At 74.6% G+C, this 16131-nt stretch carries 17 protein-coding genes and 2 pseudogenes; 12 read left to right on the forward strand and 7 right to left on the reverse strand.

What is annotated here, in order from left to right; all coding sequences use genetic code 11:
* Window positions 1–206 precede the first annotated feature (206 nt).
* A complete protein-coding gene (locus IG88_RS0128785; RefSeq protein ID WP_031047406.1) occupies window positions 207–1046 on the forward strand; it encodes a TIGR02452 family protein in 840 nt (279 codons plus the stop codon).
* Here the strand turns inward: IG88_RS0128785 and IG88_RS0128790 are convergent.
* Window positions 1031–1495, reverse strand: coding sequence for a type II toxin-antitoxin system PemK/MazF family toxin (locus IG88_RS0128790; RefSeq protein WP_030399437.1), 465 nt, complete (start codon window positions 1493–1495; stop codon window positions 1031–1033). The genes IG88_RS0128785 and IG88_RS0128790 overlap by 16 nt on opposite strands.
* A gap of 252 nt (window positions 1496–1747) precedes the next feature.
* On the opposite strand from IG88_RS0128790, the gene IG88_RS0128795 reads away from it, so the two are divergent.
* From IG88_RS0128795 to IG88_RS0128805, 3 genes are all read left to right on the forward strand, one after another.
* On the forward strand, window positions 1748–2638 hold the full coding sequence (locus tag IG88_RS0128795; protein ID WP_031047409.1) for an NAD(P)-dependent oxidoreductase: 891 nt from the start codon (window positions 1748–1750) through the stop codon (window positions 2636–2638).
* Between the two features lie 104 nt (window positions 2639–2742).
* Window positions 2743–3165, forward strand: a complete 423-nt coding sequence (locus IG88_RS0128800; protein WP_031047411.1) for a PPOX class F420-dependent oxidoreductase — start codon at window positions 2743–2745, stop codon at window positions 3163–3165.
* A gap of 115 nt (window positions 3166–3280) precedes the next feature.
* Complete coding sequence (locus IG88_RS0128805) at window positions 3281–3709, forward strand: VOC family protein (protein ID WP_031047414.1); 429 nt, start codon at window positions 3281–3283, stop codon at window positions 3707–3709.
* Window positions 3710–3733: 24 nt separating this feature from the next.
* Here the strand turns inward: IG88_RS0128805 and IG88_RS0128810 are convergent, their stop codons facing one another.
* Together IG88_RS0128810 and IG88_RS0128815 are read right to left on the reverse strand one after the other, a co-directional pair.
* Window positions 3734–5020: an MFS transporter gene (locus tag IG88_RS0128810; protein ID WP_031047417.1), complete on the reverse strand. Its 1287-nt coding sequence runs from the start codon at window positions 5018–5020 to the stop codon at window positions 3734–3736.
* A gap of 97 nt (window positions 5021–5117) precedes the next feature.
* Entirely contained in the window at window positions 5118–5996 is an 879-nt protein-coding gene (locus tag IG88_RS0128815) for an alpha/beta fold hydrolase (RefSeq protein ID WP_031047419.1), read from the reverse strand.
* 206 nt (window positions 5997–6202) lie between these two features.
* On the opposite strand from IG88_RS0128815, the gene IG88_RS0128820 reads away from it, so the two are divergent.
* From IG88_RS0128820 to IG88_RS45350, 6 genes and pseudogenes are all read left to right on the forward strand, one after another.
* Window positions 6203–8185 (forward strand): AfsR/SARP family transcriptional regulator, encoded by a 1983-nt coding sequence (locus IG88_RS0128820; RefSeq protein ID WP_031047422.1) that lies wholly within the window; start codon window positions 6203–6205, stop codon window positions 8183–8185.
* A gap of 46 nt (window positions 8186–8231) precedes the next feature.
* Window positions 8232–8354, forward strand: coding sequence for a hypothetical protein (locus IG88_RS44990; protein ID WP_267884672.1), 123 nt, complete (start codon window positions 8232–8234; stop codon window positions 8352–8354).
* A gap of 153 nt (window positions 8355–8507) precedes the next feature.
* Window positions 8508–8942, forward strand: coding sequence for a PPC domain-containing DNA-binding protein (locus IG88_RS0128830; RefSeq protein ID WP_031047426.1), 435 nt, complete (start codon window positions 8508–8510; stop codon window positions 8940–8942).
* Window positions 8943–9029: 87 nt separating this feature from the next.
* The gene (locus tag IG88_RS0128835) at window positions 9030–9455 is read left to right on the forward strand and encodes a CBS domain-containing protein (RefSeq protein WP_031047428.1); all 426 of its coding nucleotides are present in this window, start codon (window positions 9030–9032) and stop codon (window positions 9453–9455) included.
* A 29-nt stretch (window positions 9456–9484) separates the two neighbouring features.
* Window positions 9485–9742: a DUF6343 family protein gene (locus IG88_RS0128840; protein ID WP_031047430.1), complete on the forward strand. Its 258-nt coding sequence runs from the start codon at window positions 9485–9487 to the stop codon at window positions 9740–9742.
* Window positions 9739–9871, forward strand: a pseudogene (locus IG88_RS45350) (sigma-70 factor domain-containing protein); the annotation flags it as partial. The gene IG88_RS0128840 and the pseudogene IG88_RS45350, both read left to right, overlap by 4 nt.
* A gap of 98 nt (window positions 9872–9969) precedes the next feature.
* Here IG88_RS45350 and IG88_RS0128845 read toward each other — a convergent pair.
* Window positions 9970–11409, reverse strand: a complete 1440-nt coding sequence (locus tag IG88_RS0128845; RefSeq protein ID WP_031047432.1) for an FAD-dependent oxidoreductase — start codon at window positions 11407–11409, stop codon at window positions 9970–9972.
* A 445-nt stretch (window positions 11410–11854) separates the two neighbouring features.
* Window positions 11855–13060 (reverse strand): annotated as a pseudogene (locus IG88_RS0128850) (polysaccharide pyruvyl transferase family protein); the annotation flags it as partial.
* 151 nt (window positions 13061–13211) lie between these two features.
* Between IG88_RS0128850 and IG88_RS0128855 the strand changes: the two are divergent.
* Window positions 13212–14165 (forward strand): TerC family protein, encoded by a 954-nt coding sequence (locus IG88_RS0128855; RefSeq protein WP_031047436.1) that lies wholly within the window; start codon window positions 13212–13214, stop codon window positions 14163–14165.
* A 33-nt stretch (window positions 14166–14198) separates the two neighbouring features.
* Here the strand turns inward: IG88_RS0128855 and IG88_RS0128860 are convergent, their stop codons facing one another.
* On the reverse strand, window positions 14199–14402 hold the full coding sequence (locus IG88_RS0128860) for a hypothetical protein (RefSeq protein WP_031047438.1): 204 nt from the start codon (window positions 14400–14402) through the stop codon (window positions 14199–14201).
* Between the two features lie 141 nt (window positions 14403–14543).
* Here IG88_RS0128860 and IG88_RS0128865 point away from each other — a divergent pair, with 141 nt between their 5' ends.
* Complete coding sequence (locus IG88_RS0128865; protein ID WP_031047440.1) at window positions 14544–15449, forward strand: LysR family transcriptional regulator; 906 nt, start codon at window positions 14544–14546, stop codon at window positions 15447–15449.
* Window positions 15450–15509: 60 nt separating this feature from the next.
* Here the strand turns inward: IG88_RS0128865 and IG88_RS0128870 are convergent, their stop codons facing one another.
* Window positions 15510–16073, reverse strand: coding sequence for an NAD(P)H-dependent oxidoreductase (locus IG88_RS0128870; protein ID WP_031047442.1), 564 nt, complete (start codon window positions 16071–16073; stop codon window positions 15510–15512).
* Window positions 16074–16131: the final 58 nt, after the last annotated feature.

Genomic DNA, 16131 nt, shown 5'->3' on the forward strand with positions numbered 1-16131 from the left:
CTCGTGCGGCTCCGCACAAGGATGCATTTCGGGACGTTCCCGCTCGGGAGTATCCGCGATCCGCCCGTTCGCGGGGGCTTTCCCCGTCGTTCGCCGGGCCGGGAAACTCCGTTGCACCTCCGCCCCAGCATCACCCAGGATTCCCGCATGAGCACGACGGGGGAGACCGCGCGGCACGCGGTCACGGCGTCCACGGGGGTGGCGCCGTGAGCGCGCGTCTGCGGGGCATCGCACAGCGGACGGAGCAGATCGTCGCGGCCGGGTCCTACCGCACGTCCGACGGCCGCGAGGTGTCCGTCGCCGAGGCGGTCGAGGCGGCCCGGGCGGGTACGCGCGTGCACGGGCCGGGCCCCGTCGCGGCCCAACCGCCAGCCCCGGTGCGCACGGTCCTCGAGGTCACCGGCGAGAGCAGCCTGGCGGCCGCCCGGCGCCTGGGCGGCGAGGTCGCCGTCCTCAACTTCGCCTCGGCCCGCAATCCGGGCGGCGGCTACCTCAACGGCGCCCAGGCCCAGGAGGAGGCCCTGTGCCGGGCCTCCGCCCTGTACACCTGCCTGCTGCGGGCCCGCGAGTTCTACGACCACCACCGCGCCCACCACGACCCGTTCTACACCGACCGCGTCGTCCACTCGCCGGGCGTGCCCGTCTTCCGCGACGACCGCGGCCGTCTGCTGGACGAGCCGTACCGGGCCGCATTCCTCACCTCCGCCGCGCCCAACGCCGGCGTGGTGCTGCGCACGGCACCGGAGCGCGCCGCGGAACTCCCCGCCGCGCTCGCCGTACGAGCCGAGCGGGTGCTGGAGACCGCCGTGGCCCACGGGTACCGGCGGCTGGTGCTGGGCGCCTGGGGCTGCGGGGTCTTCCGCAACGACCCGGACCAGGTGGCGGGCGCCTTCCGGACGCTGCTCGGGCCCGGCGGGCGGTTCGCCGGAGCCTTCGAACGGGTGGCGTTCGGCATCCTGGACCGCACCCCGGGCGCCACCGTCCGGGCCGCGTTCGACCGTGCCTTCCCCGAGGGCGCGGCCCGCGCCGGTCAGCTCCAGCCGTAGCGCTCGCGCAGGCGCTGCCGCACGAGGTCGAAGCGCATCCGGTCCAGGGCGCACGCCTCGCGGCGCATCCCCGCGTCGTGCAGGCGCAGCACCCGGTCCACGTCCACCCAGGAGTCGCGCCCGGAGCGGTCCCAGGGACCGCTCCCGATCGGCACCCACTCGCGGTCCCCGTCGTGCCGCTTGCTGGACAGTTGCACGGCCAGCACGGTCCCGGCCGCCTCCCGGGCGACCACGAGAACGGGCCGGTCCTTGCCCCGGCCGTCGGCCTCCTCGAAGGGCACCCACGTCCAGACGATCTCGCCGGGATCGGGGTCGCCGTCGTGCGCCGGGGAGTACTCGGTCCGCACCCGGCCCACCTCCCGCGGGTCGGCCTCGGTGGTGGCGGTGGGACCGTAACGTCCGGGGACGGTCTCGCCGTTGCTGTCGATGTCGTTGGTGAAGGCGCTCACGGCCGTACCGTACGGGACGTGCCCGTGCGGACGCGCGGGGACCCGTGCCGAGTGGCAGGCTGGCCCCGGGGCCCGGCTCCGGAGGGGCCCGGGCCCGGTCGCACGCAGCCGGACGGGCCGGCAGGAACCGGCAGGAACCGGAACCGGAAGGAACCGGAAGGAAACGGAAGGAACCGGTGCGAGTCGGATCGAGTCCGGCACGAGTCCGATACGAGTCCGATACGAGTCAGATTCGAGGCAGAAGGCGACGTCATGACCGACCAGCTCACCGTCAGCGTCCTGGGCACCGGCATCATGGGTGCCGCGATGGCCCGCAACCTCGCCCGCGCCGGACACGCCGTCCGCGTCTGGAACCGCACCCGGGACAAGGCCGAGCCACTGGCCGCCGACGGCGCGCACGTCGCCGACAGCCCGGAGGAGGCCGTGCGCGGCGCCGACGTCGTCCTCACGATGCTCTACGACGGCCCCGCCGCCCTGGACGTCATGCGGCAGGCCGCGCCCGGCCTGCGCACCGGCACCGTGTGGGCGCAGTCCACCACCGCCGGCGTCGACGCGGTCGCCGACCTGGCCGCCTTCGCCCACCAGCACGGCCTCGTCTTCTTCGACGCCCCCGTCCTCGGTACCCGGCAGCCCGCCGAGAGAGGCCGGCTGCTGGTGCTGGCCGCGGGGCCCGCCGAGGCGCGGGAGACGGTGGCGCCGGTGTTCGACGCCGTCGGCTCCCGCACCGTGTGGACCGGGGAGGACGGCGCGGCCGGCAGTGCGACCCGGCTGAAGCTCGTCGCCAACAGCTGGGTCCTCGCCATCACCAACGCCGGCGGCGAAACCCTCGCGCTCGCCAAGGCGCTGGGCGTGGACGCGGACGCGTTCTTCGACGCGATCGCAGGCGGCCCGCTCGACATGGGCTACCTGCGCGCCAAGGCCGGCCTGATCCGCGACGGCGCGCTGACCCCGGCCCAGTTCGCCGTCGCCACCGCCGAGAAGGACGCCCGCCTGATCGTCGAGGCCGGTGAGGCCAACGGCGTCCGGCTGGACCTCGCCGCGGCCGGTGCGCGCCGGTTCGCCCGCGCGGTCGCCCAGGGGCACGGGGACGAGGACATGGCGGCGGCCTACTTCGCCAGTTTCGAGGAGAAGGCGACCGACTGAGCCCGCCCGGGGTACCGGGTGCACGAGACACCCTCTGCACGGAACAACCCACACACAGGCACCGGACCCGGTGCCGGAACCGCGTCGAATCCGGAGGAGACCGCATGTCCAAGCCGCCCCTGCCGCCCGAGGCCGTCGAACTGCTGCGCCGCCCCAACCCCTGCGTCATGGCCACCCTCCGCTCGGACGGCGCCCCCGTATCCACGCCCACCTGGTACGCCTGGGACGACGACGGCCGGGTGCTGATCAACCTCGACGCGGGCCGGGTACGACTCGGGCACCTGCGCCGCGACCCGCGCGTCACCCTGACGGTCCTGTCGGGCGACGACTGGTACACGCACGTCACCCTGATCGGCCGCGTCGCCGAGATGCGCGACGACGAGGACCTCTCCGGCATCGACCGGCTCTCCCGGCACTACACGGGCAACCCGTACCCCAACCGGGAGCGCCCCCGGGTCAGCGCCTTCGTGGAGGTGGAGCGCTGGCACGGCTGGGGATCGCTGAAGGACAGCGACCAGGCCGGCTGAAACGCCTGGGCAGGGAGGCGGCCACGGACGTATGATCGCCGCGCGGCATCGCGTGCCGGTCACCGTCCGGGTGAGGCATGGAGGCGCCGCGGAGATGCCCGTGGAGGCATTGGCCTTGTCAGTCGAGTTCAACCACACCATCGTTCTCTCCCGCGACCGGGAGAAGTCCGCCCGCTTCCTCGCCGGAATCCTCGGTCTGGAGGTCGGAGAACCGGCCGGAATGTTCCTGCCCGTGACGACCGCCAACGGCGTCACCCTCGATTTCGCCACCGTCGACATCGAGATCCCCGTGCAGCACTACGCGTTCCTCGTCTCCGAGGACGACTTCGACGGCGTCCTCGCCCGGCTCGTCGAGGGCGGCACGCCCATCCAGGCCGACCCGCACGGCCGGCACCCGCGCCGGATCAACCGCAACGACGGCGGCCGGGGCGTGTACTTCACCGACCCGTCCGGGCACGGCATGGAGGCATTCACCCGCCCCTACGGCAGCGACCCGGCCTCGCCGCTGAATGGCGTCACCGAGGACGTGCCCGGGGCCCGCTGACGGACGCCCGCCGGTGACGGGAGTTCACCCGTCACCGGCGGGCGCCGACCGGGCCGGCAACGCGGACACGTGGCCGCGCCGCGGCAGCAGCAGCGGCGTCGCCAGCATCACCGCACCGGCGAGCGCGACCGCCGTACGCGTCCCCGTCAGGCCCGCGAGCAGACCCCACACCGCGGTCAGGGCCGCGGTCGTCAGCTTGCCGCTGATCGTCCAGGCGGACAGGGTGCGCGCCACCCGGTCCGCGGGCGTCAGCTCCAGACGGCGGGTCGCGAACACCGGGTTGTACACGCCCACCGAGGTGATCAGTCCGAACTCCACCACCATCACCAGGACCAGACCCGCCGTCCCCGGCCCGACGAAGGCCAGCCCGACGGGCCAGCACACGCGCAGCACCCCGCTGACGACCAGCACCCGGTGCTCGCCGAAGCGCGCCACGAGCGGCCGGGCCAGCCGCGAGCCGACCAGCCCGCCGAGGCACGGCACCGCGAAGGCGAGACCGTACTGCCAGGGGGCGAAGCCCAGTTCGCCCAGCATGAGCACGGCGAGCAGCGGCGAGGTAGCCATGATCAGCGCGTTGACCAGGACCGTGTTGAGGAGCAGCGGGCGCAGGGCCGGCGAGCCGAGCACGTACCGCCAGCCGTCCAGCAGGTCACCGGCCCGCAGCCGGTCCTTCCGTGAGCGCGGCGGGGGCGGTTCCCCGCCGCCGATCGCGCGAATGCCCAGTGCCGACAGGAGGTGGCTCACGGCGTCGACCGCGACCGTCACCACCGGACCGAACAGCCCGATCGCCGCCCCGCCGACCGGCGGCCCGAGCATGGTCGCGGTCCAGGTCGTCGCCTCGAACCGGCCGTTGGCGGCGAGCAGGCCGGACGGGGGCACCAGCCCCTTGAGGCAGGAACCGGCGGCGGCCCGGAACGTGATGTCGGCCGCGGCGACCACGACCGACACGACCAGCAACTGGGCGAAGCCGAGCCGCCCGAAGGCGTACGCGAGCGGCACGCTCAGCAGCACCGCGCACCGGACCAGGTCCGTGGCGATCATCACCGGCCGCTTGCGCCGGAACTCCACCCACGGCCCCAGCGGCACCGCCACCACCGCGCCCACCGCCAGACCCGCCGCCGCGAGCGCCGCCACCCGCCCCGGACCGGCGTCCAGCACCACGACCGCGATCAACGGAAAGGCGTCGAACGCGAGCCGCGTGCCGAACGTGCTGACCGTGTACGCGGTCCACAGCCACCCGAACCCCCGTCCCAACGACCCGCCGCCCACCACGTCCGACCCGACCGTTTCCGCCTTTGTCACGCCCGACATCCAAGCGAGCCGGGGCAGACGGATCAAACAACCGCCGGGCGGCAGGTACAACCGATCGTTGTGCACGTTCGGGCCGGTGGGCCTACCGGGTCAGGGCCTACCGGGTCAGCAGTTCGCGCAGCGCGCCCGCCACCTCGTCCGGCGCCTCCTCCGCCATGAAGTGCCCGCACCCCACGGTCCGGTGCCGCAGGTCCGGCGCCCACGCCCCCCACAGCGCGGCGGCGTCGTAACCGAGGGCGGCGCCCCAGTCCTGCTGGAGGACGGTCACCGGCATCCGCAGCCGGTTGCCCCGCTCCAGGTCCGCCCGGTCGTGCTCCACGTCGATGCCCGCGGAGGCCCGGTAGTCGGCCACGATGGAGGGCACCGCCTCGCGGGACGCCCTCAGGTAGGCGGCCCGGACGTCGGCGGGCAGGGCGTCCGGGTCCCGGGTCCACAGGTCGAGGAAGTGGCCGAAGAACGCGTCCGGCGCGGCGCCGATCAACTGCTCCGGCAGCCCCGGCGGCTGGGCCATCAGGTACAGGTGGAAGCCCACGGCCGCGGTCGTGCCGTGCAGGACGTCCCACATGTCCAGAGTCGGCAGCACGTCGAGTGCGGCCAGGTGCGTCACCGCGTCGGGGTGGTCGAGCCCGGCGCGCACCGCGACCAGCGCGCCCCGGTCGTGACCGGCCAGCGCGAACCGCTCGTGCCCCAGCTCGCGGGCCAGGGCGACCACGTCGGCGGCCATGGCCCGTTTGGCGTACGCGGTGCCGTCCGGGTCGGCGGGCTTGTCACTGGCGCCGTAGCCGCGCAGGTCGGGGCAGATCACCGTGTGGTCGGCCGCCAGGTCGGCGGCGACGTGCCGCCACATCAGATGGGTCTGGGGAAAGCCGTGCAGCAGCACGACGGGGCTGCCGGTGCCGCCGACGGCCACGTGCAGCGCGACGCCGTCGGTGACGGTCACACGCTCCTGGGTGAAGCCGGGGATGGTCGGTTCCATGCCGGTCGGTTCCATGATGGTCAGTGCCTCTTTCGTGCCGTTCGCGTCACCTGTCCCGGTGACACCTCAGAGCCTGCCGCGCGCGAATCAGCAACCGATCAGCAACCGTTCGGCGGACGGGCGGCGACCGGCCCGGGACCCGCCCCGCACGCGTACCGTGGTGGGCGCACGAACGCCGGCGGATCGGAGCGGACGGAACACGGGACATGGACGCGGTCACGTTCGGTGTGCTCGGCGCGGTCACCGCCCGGCGCGGCCCCCACACGCTCGCCCTCAAGGGCCCCCGGCACCACGCCGTGCTCGCCCGGCTCGTCCTGGCCCGGCGGCGGGTCGTCCCGGTCGGCCGCCTGGTCGAGGACCTGTGGGAGACGCCGCCGCCGCGGGCCGTGGGAGCGGTGCGCACCTTCGTCGCGGACCTGCGCCGCGCCCTGGAACCGGACCGCCCGCCGCGTGCCCCGGCGACGCTGCTGGTCACCGAGGGCCCCGGGTACGCCCTGCGCGCCGCACCGGACGCCGTGGACGCCTGGCGTTTCGAGGCCGCCGTCGCCGAGGCCGACCTGCTGCCCGCCGCCCAGGCGCCCGACCGGCTGCGGGCGGCCCTGGGGGAGTGGCGGGGGCCCGCCTACGCGGAGTTCGGCACGGAGGACTGGGCCCGGGGCGAACGCTCCCGGCTCACCGAACTGCGGCTGCGTGCCGTAGAACGCCGCGCGGAGCTGCTGGTGGAGCTCGGCCGCGCCGCCGAGGCGGTCCCCGACCTCGACGCGCACCTCACCGAGCACCCCTGGCGCGAGGAGTCCTGGCGCCTGCTGGCGCTCGCCCTGTACCGGACCGGACGGCAGGCCGACGCCCTCGCCGTGCTGCGCCGGGCCCGCGCCCTGCTGGCCGGACGGCTCGGCCTCGACCCCGGCCCCCGGCTGCGCCGCCTGGAGGCCGGCATCCTCGCCCAGGACCCGGACCTGGACCCGCCCGGCGAGTCACCGGACCCGGCGGCCCGGCTGTGGGCCCGCGCCACCGAGGCCTACGACCGCACCGTCGCCGCCGGTGCCCGGGCCCGTCTGGAGTCCACCGTCGGCCTGCTGCGCAGCCTCGCGGTGACCGGCGGCGGCGGTCTGGAAGCCGCCCGGGAGCACCGCACGGCGGCGATCCAGGCGGCCGAGGAGACGGGGGACGCGGAACTGACGGCCCGGGTGATCGGCGCCTACGACGTCCCCGCCAACTGGACCCGCAGCGACGACCCCGAACTGGCCCGGCGGATCGTCGCGGCGGCCGAGCGCACCCTCGCCGCCCTGCCCGCAGACGCCACCGCCGACGCGGCACGCTGCCGCCTGCTGGCCACCGTCGCCCTGGAGTCGCGGGGCGTGCGGTCCGCGCGCGGGCCGCAGGCGGCCGCCGAGGCCGAGGAGATCGCCCGCCGTCTGGACGACCCGGCGCTCCTCGCCTTCGCCCTCAACGGCGTCTTCATGCAGTCCTGCACCCGCGCCGGACTGGCGCCGCGCCGCGACGAGATCGGCGCCGAACTCGTCACCCTGGGCATCCGGCACGGCCTGGTCAACCACGAGGTGCTCGGCCACCTGATCCGGCTCCAGGCCCGCGCGGCCCTCGCCGACCTCACCGCCGCCGACGAGCACGCGCGAGCCGTGGACCGCCTCGCCGAGCGGCACGAACGGCCCCTCGCGGGAGTCTTCACCGCCTGGTACCTCGCCCTGCGCGAGGCCGTCCGCGCCGGCTCGTCCGCCGGTTCCCACGACCGTGCCGAGGCCGCCTTCCGGTCGGCCGCCGCACGGCTCGACGGCGCCGGGATGCCGGGCCTCGAACAAGGACTGCTCCCGCTGGCCCTGCTCGGTCTGCGGCTGGCCCACGGCCGGCCCGCACAGGTGGACCCGGAGGCGGACTGGGGCCCCTACCGGCCCTGGGCCGAGCCCTTCGCCCTGCTGGCCGAGGGCCGCGCCACCGAGGCCCGCCGCGCCCTGCGGGCCCTGCCCGAACCGCCGCCCGACCTGCTCTACGAGGCCCTGTGCTGCGCCGAGGCCGCCCTCGCCCTCGCCCTCGGCGACCGCCCGGCCCTGCGGCGCACGTACGACAGACTGCTGCCCGCGGCCGGTGAGATCGCGGGCGCGGGCAGCGGACTGCTCACCTTCGGACCGGTCGACGGATGGCTCGCCGCGATCCGCCGGGCACTGAAGGCGTGACGGCCTCGTGGCCGGGCCGTAGATCCAGTTCCCCCAGGTACGGGGAGTGGACTGCACCCGACGGGAGTGCTCGACGCGGACCGCTGCGGACCAGCGCGGCTCCCACGAGGGCACGGTCTTCCCGGCCCGTCGCCCCGCGACCGGACTGCTGCTGCTCGCGCCGGGCTGAGAGAGGAACTTCGGGCCGCCAGCCGTCCGGCGGTCACGAGCCGGAAGCGGCCGCGCGGACACGGGAGGCGGATCTCGCCGCGGCCCCGTCCAGGCCCTGCGGCAGGGCGCTGACCGGGGTTGCCCGTGGCCCGTCACGGGTACCCGGCGAGCCATGAGGTGGAAGCAGGTGCAGGAGGGTCCGTCCGCGGTGTACGTGGTGGTGCTCGACCCCGGTGAGGACGCGGTGGCCGAACTCACCGCCTTCGCCCGCGACCGCGCGCTCGGGGCCTCCCAGGTGAGTGCCGTGGGCGCCTTCTCCGAGGCGGTCGTCGGCTGGTTCGACCGGCAGGCCAAGGACTACCGGCCCCTCCCGGTGGACGAGCAGTGCGAGGTGCTGTCCCTCATCGGGGACATCGCCGTCGCCGACGACGGACCGGCCCCGCACCTGCACGCCGTACTGGGCCTGTCCGACGGCTCCACCCGCGGCGGCCACCTGCTGTCCGGCCGGGTCTGGCCGACGCTGGAGGTCGTGGTGCGGGACAGCCCGGCGGAACTGGCCAAGACCCACCGTCCCGACCTCGGCCTGGCCCTGATCGACCTGGGCTGAACCGGGCCCCGCCGGGCGGTTTACCGGCCCGGGTGCGGGCTACGCGGCCCGCAGGCAACCCCGTACCGAAACCCCGGGAGGCGCGTGATGACACGGCGCATCCGAGACGTGATGTCACCGGCGACGGTGGCCGTCGAGCCCATGACGACGGTGGCGCGGGCGGCCCGGCTGATGCGCGAGGAGGACGTCGGTGACGTCCTGGTCACCTACGACTGCGACCTGTTCGGTGTGCTCACCGACCGCGACATCGTGCTGCGCGGCGTCGCCGACGGCCGGGACCCGGAGGCCACGACCGTCGGCGCGGTGTGCACACCCCCGCCGGTGGTCACCCTCGGACCCGACGACACCACCGACCGCGCCGCCGAGCTGATGCGCCGCCACGCGGTGCGCAGGCTCCCGGTCGTCGAGCACGGCGGCGTCCCCGTCGGCGTGGTCACCCTCGGTGACCTCGCCACCACCGAGGACCCGCACTCCGCGCTCGCGGACATCAGCCGGGCCGCACCCGGCCACTGACACCCCCCCGCAAGCGGGGAAGGAACGGCATGAGCGAACCGCTCCACGCGCGCAGCGCGCTGCGACTGAGACTGCTGCTGTCGGCGGTCTTCCTGCCGCTGTTCCTCGCGGGCGCCGCCTGGTTCGGCCAGTGGGCGGCCGACACGGACCCCGGCGACACCCCGGGCCGCGGCATGCTCGTGGTCGTCGCCGTGGTGTGCGCGGCGTTCGCCCTCCTCGCCGCGGCGGACCTGCTGGTGGTGGTCCGCCGGCTGCGCGCCGAACACGGCACCCGCGCACCGCGCTGACCCGGATCGGGGCGGCCCCCTGCTGACCGCGGTTGAGGAGGTCGGCTCGTCACCCGCATCGAGGCCGGTGTGCGGGCCGGGACGGAACCGGAGGCGGCCGGCACCGGCGGGCCCGCCTGCACGCCCCAGACCAGCGCGCACGCCTCCTCGACCGGGCGAGCCGACACCCTCCGGGGAGGGGACGGGGGCGGGGGAGTGGGCGGGGCCCGGGGAGTGGTGGTCCGGCGTCAGCCGGGCGGCTCCGTCCGCAACCGGGCTCCCTGGCGCAGCAGTTCCCGCTGGACCAGCCGGTAGGGCAGCCCGCGCGGTCCGCGCCCGTGCCGGACCGTCAGCGCCGCGCACACCCCGGCCGCGTGACCGGTCGCCATGGCGATGGGCATCACCCGGTACGACGAGTGCGCCACGTGCGTCCCGGAGATGCAGCGCCCCGCGACCAGCAGGCGCTCGGTGTCCCGGGGCAGCAGGCAGCGCAGCGGGATGTCGTAGAAGCTGCCCCGCGGCACCCGTTTCAGGACGGTGCCGGAGCCGCGCGGGTTGTGGATGTCGACCGGGTAGGCGCCGTGCGCGATCACGTCCGGGAAGGTGCGCGCCGCCAGGATGTCGTGGCCGGTGAGCTGGTAGTCGCCGAGCACCCGCCGGCTCTCCCGCACCCCGACGTGCGTGCCGCTCTGCACCACGTACGACTCCTCGAAGCCGGGCACGCGGGTGCGCAGGAAGCGGTCGATCTCGGCCAGTTGGCGGCGGGCCGTGTACTCGGCGCGGGTGAGGTCCCACACACTGCTGCCGAGGACCCGGGTCACCCGGGTGCTGTTGACGGCGACCTCGTGCGGGTGCGGGGTCGCGAAGAACAGGATGTCCTCGCGCGGCAGCCGCAGTTCACCGGCGGCCCTGGCCTCCTCGATCAGGTCCCACAGCCCGTGCACGCCCCGCCACTGGTCCGGGTGCTCGCGCGCGTAGGCGGCGAAGTCCGGCCGGGCGAAGTCGGCGACGCGGAACATCAGCGTCATGGGCTGCACCAGTCCGTCCTCGGGCCGCCCGATCTCGTACGGCGCGCCGCAGGCCGTCGCCACGTCGCCGTCGCCCGTGCCGTCCACGACCACCCCGGCGTCGATCACGACCGGTCCCGACTTGGTCTCGAACACCACCCGCCAGCCCGAGCCGTCCTCCAGCGGCAGCGCGCCGGAGGCGAAGGAGTGGAACAGCATCCGCACCCCGGACTCGTCCATCATCTCCAGCAGGGAGAGCTTGAACAGCTCCGGGTCGAAGGGGACCGTGTACCCGGTCTTCGGAGAGGGCGGCAGGCAGCCGCCGCGGCCCATGAGCCGGTCGAGCAACCGCCACAGGACGCCCGCGACCACCGGCTCGCCCTCGCCGTGGTCGGTGGGCAGCAGCCGCGAGGTGTCCCCGGCCTCGGTGAACGCGGCCTGCTCGTGCTCGTTGTGGAACGACATCAGCGGCATCACCAGCGCCACGGTCGCGTTGCCGCCGAGGAAGCCGTACCGCTCCACCAGCACGGTGTCGGCCCCGGCGTCGGCCGCGCCGACCGCCGCCGCGAACCCGGCGGGGCCGCCGCCCACGACCAGGACGTCGCAGCGGCCCCCGTGGCGCGCCGGCCGGGGCGGCAGCGTGAGGGTGCGGGGCTCGGCGGGCTCTTCCAGGATCGGCATCGCTCACCTCCGCTCAAGCGGTCAGCGGCCGCGTCTCGGCACGGCCGGACCCGCCCCCGACCGGCTCGCCGCCCACGGGGCCGGTGCCGGTCGGCTCGCTGCTCAGGGGTCCTGCCCCGGCCGGTGGTTCGTTGTACACGGGCTCTGTCTGGGTCGGCTCGTTGCTCACGGGTGCTGTGTCGGTCGGCTTGCTGCTCAGGGGTCCTGCCCCGGCCGGTGGTTCGTTGTACACGGGCTCTGTTTCGGGCGGCTCGCTGCTCACGGTGCCGGTGTCGGCCGGCGGCTCGTTGCTCAGGGCCCCCGGCTCAGCCGGCTCGTTGTCCGCCGGCTCCGTCCCGGGGGGCTCGCATGTCACCGGCTCCGTCCCGGGGCGCTCGCATGCCACCGGTTCCGTCCCGGCCGGCCCGCCGTCCCGCGCCCCGTCGGCGCCCGGCTCCGCACCCGGCGGCCCCCCGGCAACCGCCCCGGCATCCGCCGCCGGGGCGCCGTCCGAGCCGTGTGCGGCGCCGATCGCGTCGAGCAGGGACCCAAGCCGCTCGCAGGTCTCCCGGGCCGACGCGGACAGCTCCGCCATCCGTGCCCCGAGGTCGTCCCGGCGCCGCGGATACTCGTCCCAGAGCCGGTCCACCTCCGCCAGCAGCAGCCCGGCCTGCTCCCGCGCCACCCCCACCAGCGCCGGGGCGCCCAGCCGGCGCGCGAAGTCGAAGACCTTGCCCGAGTACGGCAGAGGCAGCACCGGCACACCGGTGAGCGCGGCGAAGACCACGAAGTGCAGCCGCATGCCGACGGCCACGTCGAGGTGGCGCATGAAGCCGAGGACCTGCCCGGGGCTGTAGTCGCCGTGCAGGATGCGGCCCTGGTCCGGGGCGGTCATGTGGGACAGCACGGCGTGCGCGTGCCGTACGTCGTGCCGCTCCATCGGCAGGAACACCACGCGCGCGTCCAGCCGGCGGACCAGGAAGTCCGCCACGTCGGCGAGCAGGGCGTGGTAGTCGCCCTCGTCCAGCTTCTCGGCGGCCCGCCCCGGCTCGCGCACCGACATCCCCACCAGCCGGGTGCCGGACGGGATGCCCTCCTCGCGCATCATCGCCTCGGTGAACGGCTCCGGGGTCAGCAGCAGCGCCGGGTCGGCGGTGACCGTGACCTCGCGCTCCAGGCCGACCTCCTCGAGCACCAGCCGCGACTCCTCGTCCCGGACCACGACGTCGTCCATCTCCGCCAGCACCGTGCGCACCGCGTCCCGGTCCTCGGCGTCGGTGAGCGGCCCGGCGCCGACGGCGTAGGCGAACGTGGGCACGCCCCGGGTCTGCGCGGCGCGCACCAGTCGCAGGTAGCGCCGCGCCTCACCGTCGTAGAGGATGCCGCCGCCGCCCAGCACGAGGAGGTCGAGGCCGGGCAGTACATCCAGGACGTGGTTGCGGCTGACCCCCTCCCAGGGCACCACCTCGTCGGCGCCGGGATGGTGGGCGCGGGTGTGCTCCGCGTTCCGGCTCAGGACGACGAGGTGCGCGGTGGGGCGCAGGGCGCGCAGACAGCCCAGGACACAGGTGAGGATGGCCTCGTCACCGGTGTTGAAGCCGCCGTAGGAGCCGAGGACGCCGATGCGCGGGCCTCGGCGGGCGGGGAGCGGATGCGGGGGCGGAAGAGTCATCCGGAACTCCCGTCACGTCGGGTTCGGCCGGCACGCGACGGTCCCGGCGCAGGATGTGCCGCGCACGGTGCCGGGTTGCCTGCGGGGCTTCGCGGAAACACCCTGATCACGAAGGACCGCACGTGACCACCGTTTCGCGGGAGGAGTACCGGTGAACGTCTCCGCCGGCGTCTGGCTGCTGACCGTCGCGGGCCTGTGCGTCCTCGTCGCCGCCGACTTCTTCGTCGGCCGCAAACCGCACGAGGTGTCCCTGCGGGAGGCCGGGATCTGGACGGCCGTCTGGGTGGCGCTGGCCTGTCTCTTCGGGGCTGGACTCATCGTCTTCGGCGGCGGCGGGCCCGGCGGCGAGTTCTTCGCCGGCTACCTCACCGAGAAGTCGCTCAGCGTCGACAACCTCTTCGTCTTCGTCCTGATCATGGCGAAGTTCGCGGTGCCCTCGCAGTACCAGCAGCGGGTTCTGATGATCGGCGTCCTGGTGGCCCTGGTGCTGCGCGCCGTGTTCATCGCGGCCGGCGCGGCGATCATCTCCGCCTTCTCCTGGGTCTTCTACCTCTTCGGCGCCTTCCTGATCTGGACCGCCTGGAAACTGGTCCAGGACGCCCGCAAGGGCGGGCACGAGCAGGAGGAGTACGAGGAGAACAAGCTGCTGAAGTCGGTCGAGCGCCGCTTCGGCGTCGCCGACCGGTACCACGGCACCCGACTGTGGGTCGAGGAGAACGGCAGGCGGGTCATGACCCCGATGCTGGTCGTGATGCTCGCCATCGGGCTCACCGACATCCTGTTCGCCCTGGACTCCATCCCCGCCATCTACGGGCTGACCCAGGACCCGTACATCGTGTTCACGGCCAACGCCTTCGCCCTGATGGGCCTGCGCCAGCTCTACTTCCTCATCGGCGGTCTGCTGAAGAAGCTGGTCCACCTCTCCTACGGCCTGTCGGTCGTCCTCGGCTTCATCGGCGTCAAGCTGCTGCTGCACGCCCTGCACGAGTCCGGGGTGCCCGTGCCCGAGATCGGCATCGCCTTCTCGCTGGGGTTCATCGTGCTGGTCCTCGCGGTCACCACGGCCACGAGCCTGTGGACCACCGGGCGCCGGGAGCGGGCCTGACGCCCCGTGGCCGAGGTGCCGGGCCGCCGCGCGTCAGCAGCCCGCCGGGGTGGGCCTGCCGCGGGAGACCACCCGGGTGCCGTGCTCGTCGACGACGCGGGCCTGGAGGGAACCGCAGGCGCAGCGGGTCCACAGGGTGCCGCCGACAGCGGTGGGGTGGGCGGACAGCACCTGGAAGGGCTCGGCACCGTCGGGCCACCCGCAATGCGGGCAGACGACACCGGTCGAGCTGGGCATGGCGACTCCTCGTGCGTCAGTGGTACGTCGGAAGGCCGGTGGGGCGTCCGGTCCCGCCGTGGCGACACCGACCAGGGTGCGGCCCCGGATCCGTTCACGTCCAGGTTGACTTTACGGACGCCACCGTGAAGCGTGCGCTTCATGATTGATCTGCGCAGGCTGCACGTGCTGAGGGCCGTCGCCCACTACGGAACCGTCACCGCGGCGGCGCGTGCCCTGCACTTCACCCCCTCGGCCGCCTCGCAGCAGATCCGGCAGCTCGCCCGGGAGCTGGACGTCGACCTGCTGGAGCCGCAGGGGCGCGGAGTGCGGCTCACCGCCGCCGCCGAGAGCCTCCTCCACCACGCGGACGCGATCGAGGCCCGCTGGGACGAGGCCGAACGGGACCTGCGGGCGGGGGAGGGGGTGCCCGCCGGGCCGCTGCGGGTCACCGGTTTCCCCGTGGCCGTCGCCGTCCTGCTGGCCCCGATGGCGGCACGGCTGCGGGAGCGGCACCCCCGGCTGTCGGTGCGCATCAGGGAGGTCGAGGTGGTGGAGAGCTTCGACCTGCTCTTCGAGGGGGAGAGCGATCTGGCGGTGGTGGAGGCGACGCCGGCCAGCCCGCCGCCGGCGGACGCGCGCTTCGAGCAGCAGCCGCTCCTGGACGAACCGTTCGACCTGGTGGTCCCCGCGGACCACCCACTGGCCGGACGGGAGGGGGCGGACCTCGCCGACGTGGCGCACGAGGCGTGGATCGCGCCGTTGCCGCAGAGCCCCTGCCGGACGCACATCATGTCGGCGTGCGGTGCCGCCGGGTTCACCCCCGACGTGGTCCATCACGCGGTGGACTGGAACGTCACCGCCCACCTGGTCGCCCACGGACTCGGCATAGCCCTGGTGCCCAGGCTCGCCCGGCTGACCCCGGAGCTGCCGGTCGTGCGGGTGCCCTGCGCCGACCGGCCCCACCGCAAGTTGCTGACCTGCACGCGCGGCGGCGGTCACCGCAGGGCGGCGGTCGCGGCCGCGCTGGAGGAACTGCGCGCGCTGGCCGCCGAGGCGGTCACCTGACACACACGGCGGGACCGGAGCTTCGCCGAGCTCCGGTCCCGTGTGGTTCTCGTGCGCCGGTCAGGCGGCGAGGGTCTCGTCCGCGTGGCCGTGCAGGCGGGCGACGACCTCGGTGAGCTGCGCGGCGACCTCGGCGTCGTCCGCCGGGTGGGTCTCGGCGAAGCGGGTCACCGAGCCGGGGATGGCCAGCTTGATGTCCTCGATCACCTTGCCGCCGGCGATGCCCACGGCCTTGCGGGCCTCGTCCTGCGCCCACACGCCGCCGTACTGGCCGAAGGCGGTGCCGACCACGGCGACCGGCTTGCCGGTGAAGGCGCCGGCGCCGAACGGGCGGGACAGCCAGTCGATCGCGTTCTTCAGCACGGCCGGGATGGTGCCGTTGTACTCGGGCGAGAAGAGCAGGAAGGCCTGCGCGTCCCCGGCGGCCTCGCGCAGCTTCGCGGCGGCGGCCGGGACGCTGCCCTCGACGTCGATGTCCTCGTTGTAGAAGGGGATCTCGGCGAGCCCTTCGAACAGGTGCACCTCGGCGCCCTCGGGCGCGAGCCTGACGGCGGCCTCGGCGAGCTGACGGTTGTGCGAACCGGCGCGAAGGCTGCCGACGAGCGCAAGGATGCGGACTGACATGAGTACTCCCATTGCTGGAACAGATGCTGACGGGGCGGGCCGCAACATGGTGTTAACG

The sequence above is a fragment of the Streptomyces sp. NRRL F-5650 genome, assembly GCF_000721365.1.
In the GTDB taxonomy this organism is placed as follows: domain Bacteria; phylum Actinomycetota; class Actinomycetes; order Streptomycetales; family Streptomycetaceae; genus Streptomyces; species Streptomyces ardesiacus.

What these genes read in the sequence shown, in the direction of transcription:
- IG88_RS0128835 (WP_031047428.1), top strand. Translation starts at nt 9,030, where the DNA reads ATGACACGGCGCATCCGAGACGTGATGTCACCGGCGACGGTGGCCGTC.
- IG88_RS0128795 (WP_031047409.1), top strand. Translation starts at nt 1,748, where the DNA reads ATGACCGACCAGCTCACCGTCAGCGTCCTGGGCACCGGCATCATGGGT.
- IG88_RS0128865 (WP_031047440.1), top strand. Translation starts at nt 14,544, where the DNA reads ATGATTGATCTGCGCAGGCTGCACGTGCTGAGGGCCGTCGCCCACTAC.
- IG88_RS0128840 (WP_031047430.1), top strand. Translation starts at nt 9,485, where the DNA reads ATGAGCGAACCGCTCCACGCGCGCAGCGCGCTGCGACTGAGACTGCTG.
- IG88_RS0128815 (WP_031047419.1), bottom strand. Translation starts at nt 5,996, where the DNA reads ATGGAACCGACCATCCCCGGCTTCACCCAGGAGCGTGTGACCGTCACC.
- IG88_RS0128860 (WP_031047438.1), bottom strand. Translation starts at nt 14,402, where the DNA reads ATGCCCAGCTCGACCGGTGTCGTCTGCCCGCATTGCGGGTGGCCCGAC.
- IG88_RS0128800 (WP_031047411.1), top strand. Translation starts at nt 2,743, where the DNA reads ATGTCCAAGCCGCCCCTGCCGCCCGAGGCCGTCGAACTGCTGCGCCGC.
- IG88_RS0128870 (WP_031047442.1), bottom strand. Translation starts at nt 16,073, where the DNA reads ATGTCAGTCCGCATCCTTGCGCTCGTCGGCAGCCTTCGCGCCGGTTCG.
- IG88_RS0128820 (WP_031047422.1), top strand. Translation starts at nt 6,203, where the DNA reads ATGGACGCGGTCACGTTCGGTGTGCTCGGCGCGGTCACCGCCCGGCGC.
- IG88_RS0128810 (WP_031047417.1), bottom strand. Translation starts at nt 5,020, where the DNA reads ATGTCGGGCGTGACAAAGGCGGAAACGGTCGGGTCGGACGTGGTGGGC.
- IG88_RS0128845 (WP_031047432.1), bottom strand. Translation starts at nt 11,409, where the DNA reads ATGCCGATCCTGGAAGAGCCCGCCGAGCCCCGCACCCTCACGCTGCCG.
- IG88_RS0128830 (WP_031047426.1), top strand. Translation starts at nt 8,508, where the DNA reads ATGAGGTGGAAGCAGGTGCAGGAGGGTCCGTCCGCGGTGTACGTGGTG.